Here is a 14117-nt window from a genome sequence, read left to right as displayed (position 1 = left end):
CACATCATTGTTGAATGGGCTAACGCTTTCGCGAGCAAGCTCGCTCCCACAGTTAATCGGGTATTGCCTTAAGATCGGGGCTGCCACAGGTTGAGTGCCTGACCATCTTGGGAGTGTTTACCAGTAAACTCTCCCCCCCTTTCGCCGCCTTCATTTTTCACGCGGCCATCACCTATTTTTGTACCGGAGTCCGCCTTGCGCTTGTTTCACACCTCCGACTGGCACCTGGGGCAAAACCTGCACGGCCAGGATCGCGATTTCGAACACGGCTGTTTTCTTGAGTGGCTGTTGCGCCAGCTGAAACTGGATCAGCCGGATGTGCTGTTGATCGCTGGCGATATCTTCGACACGGTCAATCCACCGGTCAAAGCCCAGGAGCGGCTCTACGACTTCATCGTCAGCGCCCACGAGCAGCAGCCGTCGCTGACCATCGTGATGATTGCCGGCAACCATGATTCCGGCTCGCGGATCGAACTGCCCGCGCCCTTGATGCGCCGCTTGCGCACCCACGCGCTCGGTCGTGTGCTGTGGCTGGACGACGGGCAGCTGGATGCCGAACGCCTGTTGTTGCCGTTGCCTGACGCCAGTGGTGCGATCGCCGGCTGGTGCCTGGCGTTGCCGTTCCTGCGCCCGGCGGAAGTCACCGGCGCGCATTTGGGCGACAACTATCTGCGCGGGATCGGCCAGGTGCACGAATGGCTGATCGAAGCGGCCAACGCCAGGCGCACGCCAGGCCAGGCGCTGATCGCCATCAGCCACGCGCACATGGCGGGCGGCTCGGTGTCGGAAGACTCCGAGCGCAGCCTGATCATCGGCAACGCCGAAGCCCTGCCCGCCAGTCTGTTCGGGCCGAGCATCAGCTACGTTGCCCTGGGCCACCTGCACAAACCGCAGAAGGTCAACGGCGAGGAGCGCATCCGCTACAGCGGCTCGCCGATTCCGCTGTCGTTCTCCGAGATCAGCTATCAGCACCAGATTCTCGACATCAAGCTCGACGGCGAAACCCTGGTCAGCGTCGAGCCGAAAATGATCCCCCGCGCGGTCAACCTGCAACGCATCGGCCCGGCACCCTTGAGCGAGATCCTGCTGCAGCTGGAGGACCTGCCGGACATCGACCTGTTGGCCGACATCCAGCGCCAACCCTGGCTGGAGGTGCGGGTGCGCCTCGATGAGCCGCAGCCCGACCTGCGCAATCAAGTGGAAACCGCCCTGCAAGGCAAGGCCGTGCGCCTGGTGCGCATCGCCGCGGAGTACGCCGGCAATGGCGGCCGTGACGGTGCCGATGAAGGCGGCGCGCTGATCGAACTGGACCAGCTCACGCCCCAGGAGCTGTTCAGCCGCGCCTGGCAGGACAACTACGGTAGCGAGGTGGACGAGCAGACCCTCAAGGACTTTGCCGAGCTGTTGCAGGACGTGCAGCTGGAGAGCGAGCAGCCATGAAAATTCTCGCGATCCGCCTGAAAAACCTCGCCTCCCTGGCCGGGCCGTTTGAAATCGACTTCACCGCCGACCCCCTGGCCAGTGCCGGGTTGTTCGCCATCACCGGCCCCACCGGTGCCGGTAAAAGTACGTTGCTCGATGCTTTGTGCCTGGCGCTGTTTGGCGCCGTACCACGCCTGAACAACACCGGCCGTGACGCCAAGGTGCCGGACGCCGACGGCGAAATCGGCACCGGCGACCCGCGCACCCTGCTGCGTCGCGGCACCGGTGAAGGCTATGCGGAAGTGGATTTCGTCGGAGTCGATGGCCGCCGTTACCGCGCCCGCTGGGAAGCCAATCGCGCCCGGGACAAGGCCGCCGGCAAACTGCAGGCCAGCCGCCAGAGCTTGCGAGACATCGATCAGGACCAGTTGCTGGCCAGCCAGAAAGGCGAATACAAGGCTCAGCTCGAAGCCGCGCTGGGGCTGAACTTCGAACAGTTCACCCGTGCCGTGCTGCTGGCGCAAAGCGAGTTCAGCGCGTTCCTCAAGGCCGACGACAACGACCGCAGCGAACTGCTGGAGAAACTCACCGACACGGCGCTCTACACCCGCCTCGGTCGTCGCGCCTTCGACAAGACCAAGGAGGCTCGCGAGGTTCACAAGCTGCTGCAGGACCAGGCCAGCGGAGTGACGCCGCTGGCGCCGCTGGCCCGTGCGGAACTGGATGAGCGCTTCAATGCCGCGCAGCAACAGCTGAAATTGCAGCAGGCACAACTCAAACAGCTTGAGCAGCAGCACACCTGGCTCAAGGACCTGCGTCAGTTGCAGGACACTCAACTCGCAGCGACCGAGCAACTTCACAGTGCCCAACAGCAGTGGGAAGGTTTGGCCGGCGAACGCCTGAAGCTGACACGACTGGAACAACTCGGCCCGCAACGGCACCAGTTCGCCCGCAAAAACGAACTCGATGCACTGCTGACGCCACTGGCCGCGCAGATGGCTGCCCATACCCGGCAGCAGCACGAGCTGACTGAACGCCAGACGTTGCTGGAGCAGAACCTCTCAGCCACACAAATCGCCCTGAGCGAAGCCCAACAACGACAAACCGACAGTGCTCCACTACTGCGTCAGGCCTTCGAGGAGCAAAGCACCCTCGCCCGCCTGGCCAGGGACACCGCCCTCAGCGCCGACGCGAAGCACACCGCAGAACAAGCCTGCATCCAGGGCCAAAGCGCCATTCAAGCCTTGCTGGAAAAGCAGAACCAGGTTGCCGAACGCTTGCAGCGTATCGCCACCGAGCTTGAGCAAAGCGGCCATCTGGCACCGCTCAGCGACGCGTGGAATGCCTATCGGGATCGCCTGCAACAGTTGATGTTGATCGGCAACCGCTTGAACAAAGGCCAGGCCGAGCTGGCGACCCTCGAACACAACGCCACCCGCTGCGGCGAAGAACTCGCCTTGCAAAAACAGCAACTTGAAGTGCTGTTCAAGGAGGCCGGTGCGGAGCCGGACGCCGTGGCCGAGCAGATCGGCATCCTCGGCAACCTGTTGCAGGACAACCGTAAACAGCTGCGCGCCATCGAAGACCTGACGCGGTTGTGGGCCAGCCAGCAGGAACTGGACAAGCGCAGTGCCGAACTGCAACAGCGTCAGCTCGCCGCGCAACAGGAACGTGAGCGCCTGACTCAGGACGGGGTGAAAACCAAAGCCGAACTGACGGTCGCCGAACAAACCTTCAACGTCACCCGGGAACTGCTGGAACGCCAACGTCTGGCCCGCAGCGCGAGTGTCGAAGAGTTGCGCACACAGTTGCAGGACGACCAGCCGTGCCCGGTCTGCGGCAGTCACGAGCATCCTTACCATCAGCCCGAAGCGCTGCTGCAAAGCCTCGGTCGCCACGATGAAAACGAACAGGCCCGCGCGCAGCAAGCGGTCGACCAGCTCAAGGAAAAGCTCACCGAATTGCGCGCCGAGGTGGTGGGCGTCATCGCCCGGCAAAAGGAGCTGCTGCAACAACAGGAACAACTGGACACCCAACAACAAGCCTTGGCACCGAGCCTCGACGCTCACCCACTGGCCGCACAGCTTCTGGACCAGGACGCCGAAAAGCGCGACGCCTGGCTGACCCGGCAAAACGATCAGTTGAACCAGAGCATCACTCAGGACGAACAACGTCAGCGCGCCCTGCTCACCCTGCAGCAGGACGCCGCGCGCCTGACCCAGCAATTGCGCCATGCCGAAACCGCGCATCAGCAAGCGGCCCAGCACCTGAGCAACCAGCAGCGCGAACTGGGCAGCGACCGTCAACGGCTCGAGGAAGAACTCAACGCGTTCGGCAGTCTGCTGCCGGCCGAAACCCTCGAAGCGCTACGGATGGAGCCTGCTGCGACGTTCATGCAGCTGGATCGGCAGATCGCCGAACGCCTTACACAGCTCGATCAGCAGAAAGAAGAACTGGCCGAGCAGCAACAGCGTCAACAGACGCTAGAGAAAGAACAGGATCGCCAGCAAACCCGCGTGCAACAACTGCAAATCGCCGAGCAGCAATTCAGTGCACTGGCCGAACAGCAAACGGCTTGCCAGCACCAACTTGCACAACTGCTGGGCGAGCACAGCAGCGCCGAGCAGTGGCAGCAAGGGCTGGAAAACGCCGTAGAGCAAGCACGCAGTGCCCAGGCAACAACGGCGCAGGAGCTGCAGCACGTACGTACGCAACGGGTGCAAATCGGCGCCGAACTCAAGGCGCAGCAGGAGCGTTTGCAAGCGCTGGAAAACGAAGATCGCGATCTCACCGACAAGATCGCCGACTGGCGCGGCCGTCATCCCGAGCTGGATGACGGTGGCCTCGAAGATCTGCTGCGGATCGACGACACGCAGGTCAGCGAACTGCGCCAACGCTTGCAGCACAACGAAAAAGCCATCGAACAGGCCAAGGTGCTGCTGCAGGAGCGTGATCAGCGCTTGCTCGACCATCAAGCCCAGCACAACGGCCACCTCGATGCCGAGCAACTCGCCACTGCCCTCACCGACCTGCAACATCAGTTCGCCGTCAGCGAGCAGCACTGCGCCGAACTGCGCGCCGAGCAGGTCGAGGACCAGCGCCGGCAGAACGCCAATCAGGCCCTGGCCCAACAGATTGCCGACGCCTACAACGAGTATCAACGCTGGGCACGGTTGAATGCGTTGATCGGTTCCGCCACCGGCGACACCTTCCGCAAGATCGCCCAGGCCTACAACCTCGACCTGCTGGTGCATCACGCCAACGTGCAATTGCGCCAACTGGTGCGACGCTATCGCCTCAAGCGCGGCGGCAGCATGCTCGGGTTGCTGGTGATGGACACCGAAATGGGTGACGAACTGCGTTCGGTGCATTCGCTGTCCGGTGGTGAGACCTTCCTGGTATCGCTGGCACTGGCCCTCGGCCTGGCGTCGATGGCATCGAGCACGCTGAAAATCGAGTCGCTGTTCATCGACGAAGGCTTCGGCAGCCTCGATCCGGAGTCCCTGCAACTGGCCATGGACGCCCTCGACGGCTTGCAGGCCCAGGGCCGCAAGGTCGCGGTGATTTCCCACGTACAGGAAATGCATGAGCGGATTCCGGTGCAGATCCAGGTCCGTCGCCAGGGCAACGGCCTGAGCACCCTGGAGGTGAAATGAACACGCTGTATTCCTTCCGCCGCTGCCCGTACGCCATGCGCGCACGCATGGCCCTGCGTTATTCGGCAGTGGCCGTGGACATCGTCGAAGTCAGCCTGAAGGCCAAGCCCGCCGAGATGCTCGCGCTGTCGGGCAAAGGCACGGTGCCGGTGCTGAGCGCGGATGGCCGGGTGATCGACGAAAGCCTCGACATCATGCGCTGGGCCCTGGCACAGAACGATCCGCAAGACTGGTTGCTCAAGGATGATCCTGATGCAGCGGCACACATTGCCCCGCTGATCGACCAGAACGATCAGGTGTTCAAGGTGCACTTGAACCGCTACAAGTACGCCGAGCGTTATCCCGAGCAGCCGATGGAGGCGTATCGCGCCGAGGGCGAGAAGTTTTTGCAAAGGCTGGATGAGTTGCTGGAGGGACGCGACTATTTGCTGGCCGACCATCCAAGCCTGGCCGACGTGGCGCTGATGCCCTTCGTGCGGCAGTTCGCCCACGTCGACCGTGAATGGTTTGCGCAGACGCCGTATCGGCGGTTGCAGGACTGGTTGCAGCGGTTTCTGGAGTCGGAGTTGTTTACCGGTGTGATGAAAAAGTAAACACGGCCCCTGTGGCGAGGGGGCTTGCCCCCGTTGGGCTGCGAAGCAGCCCCAAGCTTTTTCTGGTCATCCGGATTTACGGCCGCTTCGCGACCGAACGGGGGCAAGCCCCCTCGCCACAGGCAAGCCCCCTCGCCAAGCTCCCTCGCCACAAAGGATTCAGTGACCAGCAGGGTTCAAGCCAACACCCCACACATCCCGATCGCCGAGCAATCGACCTGGAACGGGCCGAAAACCACCCCTTCGCTCCTGATCGGCGGATTGCCGGCCAGCATGCCCTGCGCGTTGGCGTTTTCGATGTTGCGGGCAATGTTGTGATTGGCTTCGATGGCACGCGCCACCGAGCCCGCCGAGCCCTGTCCGATCCCCAGCAGGGAGGATCCGTTGGTCATGAACGCCAGGATGGCGATCACCCAGAGTCTGTGCCCTTTCATGCGCCGGCGACTCCTGCGAGTTCAGCCTGATCAACGCTGGCGTTTTGCGCACGGTGGTCAAACTGGATGCCGGGATGAGCGACCTGGATCGGTGCTTCGAAGGTGGATTGTGACTGGGCTGACAGGCTGACCAACAGCACCATGGCAAGGTACAGGCCGATCGCTACATAGGCGCCGTGTTTGGCAGAAGTGAGAATTGCGCTGGCCATGATGTTCTCCGCAGGCATGTTTCAATGCCCACAGAATCGATCAAAACAGCCTGGGTAACCACTCAGGGTTATCCATAGTGATCATCAGCTTCGTTGATCATCAAGCCAGACTATCTCAGTCTTCAATAAAACTCATCAAGCGCTCGCGCGCAGCGTCCGGTTCACCGGGAATAGCGTCGGATGCCGACAAAATAGGGGTGGAATAGAGAAAAAGAAGAACCAATGCCAGACGCGTCACCATGCTGCCGATCCTTGCCGTGAGGAGGAGTCAAAAAATCAGCGTCAATTTAAACGTATGGCTATGTGATATCAAGCGCGACATTGATAGCAAACTGATGCTGTCGCAAATGCGTTATGCAGGAGCGACATCACTCTGATCGTTTTCGACACCTGCTTTTCAGCATCAGGCGCTTCGCTTCGATCATCAGTGACTTCGCTCCTGCATAAAGGCAGGGGGGACGTTCAGGCTTGGGTCTTGTGATCCAGTGCGGCGTAGAAGTTGGCGCTCTGTTGCAGGTATTTCTGGGTGTAGCTCTGGGTGTGGGCTTTTTTGTCGCTGATTTCAACGTTGGCACTGGCTGGCAGCGCAACGGTGGCAGAAATGGCGGAAGCGGCGATGACAGAGAAGATGTTGAAGTTCATGGCGGTATTCCTCGGATTCAGTTGGCTTGCTTGCCCGGTGGGGCCGTGAAGCAAACTTAACCCTCGAGGGTTCATGCCTTGAAATGCTTTGTAGCAGTACCAGATATCAGCGTCATTGATAAAAGCAGGCAGGCCCCATCAACCGGGGCCTGCGGCTTATTGACGCAGCAGAAACTTCAGGTCGCTCGGGGCGTCCATCGGCAGTTTTTGCACGGTTTTACCCAACAGACCGCTCTTGGCGTCGCGTTCGACGACGACAATCTGGTTGCTCTTCTGGTTGGCGATCAACAGGAATTTGCCGCTCGGGTCGAGGCTGAACTCCCGCGGATGATCGCCTTCTACCGCCCGGCGCTGCAACTCGGCAAGGCGTCCGGTTAGCGGATCAATGGCAAACACCAGCAGTTGATTGGCCGTACCACGGTTGCTGACGTAGAGGAACTTGCCATCGGCCGAGGCATGCAGCGCCGCGGCCGCCTTGTCCGAGACGGGTTGCCCGGCAGCCAGGTCGACCATCTGCGTCTGCTCGAGCGTGCCGTCGTGGTAATCGAACACCGCCACCTGAGCGCTCATTTCCATGGTCAGCCAGGCATGTTTGCCATCGGCGCTGAACAGTAAATGACGCGGCCCGCTACCGGGCGGCAGTTGCACGAATGCCGGGTTGGCCGGGGTCAATGGCAGCTGCGGATTGGCCTTGGGGTCGAAACGGTAGGCAAACACCTTGTCGGCGCCCAAATCGTTGGAGAACACGTATTTACCGTCCGGCGACGGGACGGTCGAATGCACGTGGGCCGAGATCTGGCGCTCGGGATTGACCCGGCTCGCCGGGTGGCTGCTCATCTGCACCACCGGTTTGAGCGTGCCATCGGCCGCCACCGGCACCACGGCGAGAGTACCGCCGGGGTCTTCGGCCACCGAGTAATTGCTGACAAACAACTGGCTGCCATCGATGCTGAGACTGGAATGGGTCGGCTCGTTGCCCAGGCTTTGCACCTGGCTGATCAGGCTCAGCACGTGGGTCTTGGGATCTATCGCATAACTGCTGACGCGCCCGACCGGGTCAGCCTGACCCGGGCCGTTTTCGTTGACCACGAACAGGTGTCGCTGGTCTTTCGACAGGGTCAACCAGGATGGATTTTCGCTTTTCACCACTTGCAAGGGCCTGGCGTTGATCTGCCCGGTGGTGCTGTCGAACGCCAGGCGGTAGATCCCCTGGCTTTGCCCGGCGGTGTAGGAGCCCACCAGCAGTTGATAGTCCTCGGCGGATGCGGCCTGGACGCCCATCGCGCCGATGCTGCCGGCCATCAACAGTGGCCAGAGGTTACGCATCGTCCTGGTCATCATCTTCGTTGTCACCGCTGACGACATCGCCCAGGCACACCAAACGGTGTTCGCCCGAGTCACCGGTGATCAACCAGCTTTGCAGCGTGGAGTCGAAGGTTGCGGCCTGGACCTGCGCCGGGGTGAACTCCCAGTGTTTGGCCGCACGGCCATCCATGCATTCAATGTGCAGGTTATCGAACTCGTCGAGGGCGAATTCGAAGGCATGCAGTCCGTCGATTTCGACCATCCCGCAGTGTTCGAGGGCATTGAGCAAGGTGTCGGTTGGGGCAGTCATGGCAATCAGTCTTTGAATGAGAAAGACGCAATGATAGCTCATCGCATCCCATTTCCCTCGGTTGGAATGACCAACCTGTGGGAGCGGGCTTGCTCGCGAATGGGGGGGGTATCATTCAACATTGATGTTGACTGACAAATCGCTTTCGCGAGCAAGCCCGCTCCCACATTTGATCTACGCCCACCTCAAGATTGCACCGCGCCTGCTATCATGCGCGACACCAATTCGCACTGGACCGCGCCGTTCCCCATGGATTACCGCACCCCCTCCGACCGCAAAAGCATGCACTCGCGCATCGTCCAGGAACTGGGCATGCAGATCGTCTCGGGACGTTTCCTGCCGGACGACAAACTGCCCGCCGAAGCGCTGTTGTGCGAAGAATATGCGGTCAGCCGGCCGGTGCTGCGCGAAGCCACCCGCGTATTGGTTGCCAAGGGCCTGGTGTATTCCCGCCCGCGCGTCGGGACCGTGGTCAAGCCGCGCAAGAACTGGCACATGCTCGATCCGGACGTGCTGCACTGGCTGATGCAGAGCAGTCCGCAAAACCGGTTTTTCGACCTGCTGACCAGTGTGCGCAGTATCATCGAACCGGGCGCTGCCGCCCTCGCCGCGCAATTCGCCACCGAGGCGGACATCGCGTCCATCGGTGAGGCCTACCAGCGCATGGAAGCCGCGCCGACACCGGAGGCGCTGTTGCAGCCGGACCTGGACTTCCACAACCGCATCGCCGACGCCACGCACAACGACTTGCTGGCCAACCTGTACAACATGCTCTCGGTGGCCATCGCCGAAGCCTTGAAGCATTCGAACCAGCGACCGAACCTGCATGAACTGGCGCTGCCCCGGCACAAGGCGATTCTCACCGCCATCGAGAACCGTGATGCTCTGGGCGCACGGCATGCGACGCTGGTGCAACTCGATGATGCGCGCAGTGCGTTGAATCTGGTGTTGGGTAGCGATCCGTCGTAGAGCAACGTCAAAAGATCGCAGCCTTCGGCAGCTCCTACAGGGAACGCGTTTCTCTGTAGGAGCTGCCGAAGGCTGCGATCTTTTGATCTTCACGCACACAAAAAAGCCGCAACCAAGGTTGCGGCTTTTCTGTTTCAACCAGGGATCAGTGAGCAAACAACGAGTTGCCCTTCTGCCCCGCCAGTTTCTCCGGCTTGATCAGGAACCGCGCCAGTGCCGGCAACAGCCACAGCGCACCGAACATGTTCCACAGCAGCATGAAGGTCAGCATCAGCCCCATGTCGGCCTGGAACTTGATGGCCGAGAAGATCCAGGTGCACACGCCGATCGCCAGGCACAGACCTGTGAACAGCACGGCCTTGCCGGTGGACTTCAGCGTCTGGTAGTACGCCTCTTGCAGCGGCAGGCCGGCACGCAGGAAGCTTTCCAGGCGGCTGTAGATGTAGATGCCGTAGTCCACGCCAATCCCCACCCCGAGCGCCACGACCGGCAGGGTCGCCACTTTCACGCCGATGCCCATGAAGGCCATCAGGGCGTTGCCGAGTACCGAGGTCAGCACCAGCGGCAGCACGATGCACAAGGTCGCCGCCCACGAGCGGAAGGTGATCATGCACATGACCGCCACGCAGATGTACACCAGGATCAGGATGGTCAGCTCGGACTTCTTGATCACCTCGTTGGTGGCCGCCTCGATCCCGGCGTTACCCGCAGCGAGGATGAACTCCAGGCCGTCCTTGTTGTTTTCCTTGGCGAACTCCTGCACCGCATGCACCGCACGATCCAGGGTCTCGGCCTTGTGATCGTTGAGGAACACCAGCACCGGCGCCAGGGAGCAACTGTTGTTGTACAGGCCGTCGGCGCGGGCAATGGAGTTGTTCAGCACGTCAGGGTTACGCGACAGGGTTTCCCATTTCAGGTTGCCTTCGTTCATGCCCTTGATCATTTGCTTGGATACGGTCACCAGGGAAATCGCCGACTGCACGCCCTCGGTGTTCTGCATCTTCCACATCAACTCGTCGATCGGCGCCATGGCTTCGTAGCGCGAGCAACCTTCGGACTTGGTCTTGACCATCACCACCAGCACGTCGGAACTGGTCGAATAGTTGTTGATGATGAAGTTGTTGTCCTTGTTGTAGCGCGAGTCCGGACGCAGCTCCGGGGCACCCTGGTCGAGGTCGCCGATTTTCAGGTTCTGGCTGTACCACAGGCCGCCGCCGAAGGCGATCAGCGCCAGCAGAATGGAAACCGGTGCGACTTTGGCGCTGGCAAAATTCGCCAGCAGGCGCCAGAACGGATGTTCGCGGGTTGCGTCTTTCTTGCTGCGGGCCACCGCACGCTTGCTGATGCCGACATAGGAAATCGCCACCGGCAACAGGATCAGGTTGGTGAACACGATCACCGCCACACCGATGGATGCGCCGATCGCCAGCTCGCGGATCACGCCGATATCGATGATCAACAGCGTGATAAAACCCACGGCATCGGCGAGGATCGCGATCATCCCCGGCAGGAACAACTGGCGGAAGGTGCGGCGCGCCGCCGTCAGGGCGTTGTCCGCCTCGCTCGATTGCAGGGCGATCCCGTTGATCTTCTGCACGCCGTGGGAAATACCGATGGCGAAGATCAGGAACGGCACCAGCATCGAATACGGATCGAGCCCGAAGCCGAAGAAGTGCATCAACCCCAACTGCCAGACCACGGCCACCAGCGTCGTGCTCAACACGGCGACGGTACTGCGCAGGCAGTTGGTGAACCACAGCAGGAGGATCAGGGTGATGACGAAGGCGATGCCGAAGAACATCACGACCATCACCAGGCCATCGATCAGGTCACCGACCTTCTTGGCGAAACCGACGATGTGGATCTTCACATTCGGGTTCTGCGCTTCGAACTTGGTGCGGATCTTGTCTTCAAGCTCGTGGGAGAACTTGCGATAGTCCAGCGCCAGCAGCTTGCCCTGGTCCTGCGGGTCCGGGTAGGACTCCAGCAACGGAATGTCGACGATGCTCGATTTGAAATCGTTGGACACCAGGCGCCCGACCTGACCGGACTTGAGCACGTTGTTGCGCAGCAAATCGAGACTGGCCTGGGAGCCGTTGTAGCTCTGCGGGATCACTTCACCGCCGGCGAAGCCCTCTTCCGTCACTTCGGTCCAGCGAATGCTGGGGCTCCACAGCGACTTCAGACCGGAACGGTCGACACCGGAGATGTAGAACACCTCGTCGTTGATCTGACGCAGGGTCTCCATGTACTCCTTGGAGAAGATGTCGCCATCGGTGGCTTCCACCGAGATCCGCACGGTGTTGCCCAGGTTCGCCAGATCGTTGCGGTGCTCCATCATCTTCTGGATGAAGGGATGCTCCAGGGGGATCATCTTTTCGAAGCTGGTGGACGGACGGATCAACGTCGCCTGCCAGAACAGGAAAATACTGACCAGCAGGCAGATCGTGATCACTGCCGGACGGTTGTTGAATATCAGGCGCTCGAGGAACGTCGCCTTGTCCTGGTGATGTGTACTCAAGGAAGTCATAGCTCCGCCTTCTTATTATTAACCCGGCTCATTTGCCCGACTCGGTGCCGTTTGGCGAGGTGACGCGAACGCCGCCCTGCCCGGCCAGAACCAGATTGCCATTGCCTGCCGCAGCCACTGCCGAGACCGAAATACGGTCCGGACGGTTGACCACCTTGAAGGTTTCGCCATTGTCACTGCTGCGAATCACCGAACCGCCGTTGCCGACGATCACGATCGAACCATCGTCGAGCAGCGTGCCGCCGGACAGCCCGAACTCCAGGTCGCCGCGCTCAGCCTTGAGCTCGACTTGCTCCCAGGTGCTGCCGAAATCCGTGGAGCGATAAAGGTTGCCGCGCAGGCCGTAGGCCAGCAGCGTATTGGCCTGCGCCGTGCCGATCACGCCAAACAGCGAACCTTCGTACGGACCTTCGAGCTTCTCCCAGGTCTGGCCCCAATCAGCGGAGCGGAACATGCTGCCCTGCTCGCCGACGATGAACAGCCCGGCATCCTTGACCGCGGCGATCGCGTTCAGGTGGTACTGGTCTTCGTTGTCCAGGCGGTCGCTGGCGTCTTCCCAATGCTTGCCACCGTCGGTGGTTTCCATCAGCGAGCCATAAGCGCCCACGGCAAAGCCGCTGTCGACGTCCTTGAACCAGACATCGAGCAGCGGCGACTCACGATTCAAGTCTTCGAATTGCTTGGTCCAGGTCGCGCCGCCGTCCTCACTGGCGAGGATCTGCGCGTCATGGCCGACGGCCCAGCCGTGCTTGTCATCGACAAAAAACACCGACGTCAGCAGGGCCCGGGTCGGAACCTTGGCCTGGGTCCAGGTCGCGCCCTGGTCATCGGAATACAGGATGTGCCCACGATCCCCGACCGCCACCAGGCGCTTGCCGGCGTGGACGACATCGAGCATCAGGCTTTTGGCAGCCTTGGCCGATTCAATGGAATAAACAACATCGGATGCTGGCGCCGCCGCGGCCAGCACAGGTGCCGACAGCATGGCAGAGCCCAACAGCGAGAGCGCTGTAGCCAGCAACGCTAATTTGCGCAGTGCCGGCGGGCGGCAGATACCCACACCCATGACAGGCTCACTCATAGACCTTCTCCCATTATTATTGTTAGGTCGTTCAACCTTTCTGGGCGCCGCAAGGATGCGTGTCTGGACCGGCTGTTTCAGAGCATAGTCCTGAAACCCGCCATCCAGAGCCCCTTCGGAAGCTGGCCTATCCTATCGGTGTTTTTTAATGTCTGACAATCGACGCCACGTTATCTTTTGTTAACCGAGGGGGATGGGGCGTGGTCTGAATGGTTGGGTATCAGGTGGGGTGATTGGGGGGTGGTGTTCGGTGTAGATATCCATTTCTTCGGTAACGGCCGCTTATGGTTCCGCCCTTACGGCGGGTCACTTTGAAAAGCGCAAAGTAACCAAACGCTCTTGCCCCTGACATTCGGTGCCTCGCCTAGACTCGGCATTCCCTCGCTCCGGTCCTGCTCCGTGGGCCCGCCGCCATCGGCCATCCATGGCCGGCGGCGGCTAACCCGGCATCCATGCCGGGTTGCCCACTGCGCAGAACCTCCACTCGGCCTCACGAGGGGGCGTACACCGCAACAGCGTCCGAGGCGGCCTACCGGCCGGCCTGGTTGCTGGGTGCGTTCGTCTGTGATGTACCTGTGGCTGTCAGGCCGTCTTCGCGAGCAGGCTCGCTCCCACAGAGGACGTGGTTGTACACGGATTTTGCGCTCGACACCGGTCAAATGTTGGAGAGGGCTTGCTCGCGAAAGCGGAGTGTGAGCCAACAAAGATGTTGAATGATAAACCGCATTCGCGAGCAAGCCCGCTCCCACAGGGATTGGGGACATATGCAAATACCAGGTCAGCTGCCAGGCCGCCTTCGCTGGCAGGCCATTCAATTTCAGTTGATCGGCGTACACCCACGCTTCTCACCACTCATCAGGCCGAGCGTTAGCTCGCCTGCAGCTCTTGGTCTTGATCCACCCGCCCCCTCGGCAGGCTGAGCGGAGGTGTTCATCCGGGGATGGGCGCGCAGCGCCGTTCGACGCA

Annotated in this window: 12 protein-coding genes; 4 read left to right on the top strand and 8 right to left on the bottom strand. The window is 61.1% G+C overall.

Going from position 1 to position 14117, the window contains the following annotated elements; all coding sequences use genetic code 11:
- The first annotated feature begins 195 nt into the window (after nucleotides 1-195).
- From AC3WJW_RS28615 to AC3WJW_RS28605, 3 genes are read left to right on the top strand one after another with little or no spacing between them, the layout of a single operon-like run.
- Complete coding sequence (locus AC3WJW_RS28615) at nucleotides 196-1440, top strand: exonuclease SbcCD subunit D C-terminal domain-containing protein (RefSeq protein WP_493728346.1); 1245 nt, start codon at nucleotides 196-198, stop codon at nucleotides 1438-1440.
- Nucleotides 1437-5078 carry an AAA family ATPase gene (locus tag AC3WJW_RS28610; RefSeq protein ID WP_493728345.1) on the top strand — a complete coding sequence of 1214 codons (3642 nt, stop codon included), beginning with the start codon at nucleotides 1437-1439 and terminating at the stop codon, nucleotides 5076-5078. Before AC3WJW_RS28615 ends, AC3WJW_RS28610 begins: the two co-directional genes overlap by 4 nt.
- On the top strand, nucleotides 5075-5671 hold the full coding sequence (locus tag AC3WJW_RS28605; protein ID WP_493728344.1) for a glutathione S-transferase: 597 nt from the start codon (nucleotides 5075-5077) through the stop codon (nucleotides 5669-5671). Before AC3WJW_RS28610 ends, AC3WJW_RS28605 begins: the two co-directional genes overlap by 4 nt.
- 176 nt (nucleotides 5672-5847) lie before the next feature.
- Here the strand turns inward: AC3WJW_RS28605 and AC3WJW_RS28600 are convergent, their stop codons facing one another.
- From AC3WJW_RS28600 to AC3WJW_RS28575, 6 genes are all read right to left on the bottom strand, one after another.
- Nucleotides 5848-6105 (bottom strand): hypothetical protein, encoded by a 258-nt coding sequence (locus AC3WJW_RS28600; RefSeq protein WP_493728343.1) that lies wholly within the window; start codon nucleotides 6103-6105, stop codon nucleotides 5848-5850.
- Nucleotides 6102-6314, bottom strand: a complete 213-nt coding sequence (locus tag AC3WJW_RS28595) for a hypothetical protein (RefSeq protein ID WP_102700680.1) — start codon at nucleotides 6312-6314, stop codon at nucleotides 6102-6104. Before AC3WJW_RS28595 ends, AC3WJW_RS28600 begins: the two co-directional genes overlap by 4 nt.
- 115 nt (nucleotides 6315-6429) lie before the next feature.
- The gene (locus tag AC3WJW_RS28590) at nucleotides 6430-6555 is read right to left on the bottom strand and encodes a hypothetical protein (RefSeq protein ID WP_493728342.1); all 126 of its coding nucleotides are present in this window, start codon (nucleotides 6553-6555) and stop codon (nucleotides 6430-6432) included.
- Nucleotides 6556-6776: 221 nt separating this feature from the next.
- Nucleotides 6777-6956, bottom strand: a complete 180-nt coding sequence (locus AC3WJW_RS28585; protein ID WP_007979950.1) for a hypothetical protein — start codon at nucleotides 6954-6956, stop codon at nucleotides 6777-6779.
- A 156-nt stretch (nucleotides 6957-7112) separates the two neighbouring features.
- The gene (locus tag AC3WJW_RS28580; RefSeq protein WP_493728341.1) at nucleotides 7113-8282 is read right to left on the bottom strand and encodes a lactonase family protein; all 1170 of its coding nucleotides are present in this window, start codon (nucleotides 8280-8282) and stop codon (nucleotides 7113-7115) included.
- On the bottom strand, nucleotides 8275-8613 hold the full coding sequence (locus AC3WJW_RS28575; RefSeq protein ID WP_493728340.1) for a DUF5629 family protein: 339 nt from the start codon (nucleotides 8611-8613) through the stop codon (nucleotides 8275-8277). Before AC3WJW_RS28575 ends, AC3WJW_RS28580 begins: the two co-directional genes overlap by 8 nt.
- A gap of 207 nt (nucleotides 8614-8820) precedes the next feature.
- On the opposite strand from AC3WJW_RS28575, the gene AC3WJW_RS28570 reads away from it, so the two are divergent.
- The gene (locus tag AC3WJW_RS28570; RefSeq protein WP_493728366.1) at nucleotides 8821-9540 is read left to right on the top strand and encodes a FadR/GntR family transcriptional regulator; all 720 of its coding nucleotides are present in this window, start codon (nucleotides 8821-8823) and stop codon (nucleotides 9538-9540) included.
- A gap of 145 nt (nucleotides 9541-9685) precedes the next feature.
- Here AC3WJW_RS28570 and AC3WJW_RS28565 read toward each other — a convergent pair whose 3' ends face one another.
- Together AC3WJW_RS28565 and AC3WJW_RS28560 are read right to left on the bottom strand one after the other, a co-directional pair.
- Nucleotides 9686-12070 carry an efflux RND transporter permease subunit gene (locus AC3WJW_RS28565; RefSeq protein WP_493728339.1) on the bottom strand — a complete coding sequence of 795 codons (2385 nt, stop codon included), beginning with the start codon at nucleotides 12068-12070 and terminating at the stop codon, nucleotides 9686-9688.
- A 28-nt stretch (nucleotides 12071-12098) separates the two neighbouring features.
- Nucleotides 12099-13151 carry a WD40/YVTN/BNR-like repeat-containing protein gene (locus AC3WJW_RS28560; RefSeq protein ID WP_007979965.1) on the bottom strand — a complete coding sequence of 351 codons (1053 nt, stop codon included), beginning with the start codon at nucleotides 13149-13151 and terminating at the stop codon, nucleotides 12099-12101.
- Nucleotides 13152-14117 lie beyond the last annotated feature (966 nt).

The sequence above is a fragment of the Pseudomonas sp. GW821-FHT07G06 genome (assembly GCF_058986625.1).
Note: the sequence above shows the minus strand (reverse complement) of the source record. Positions and strands in the feature narration are given on the sequence as shown.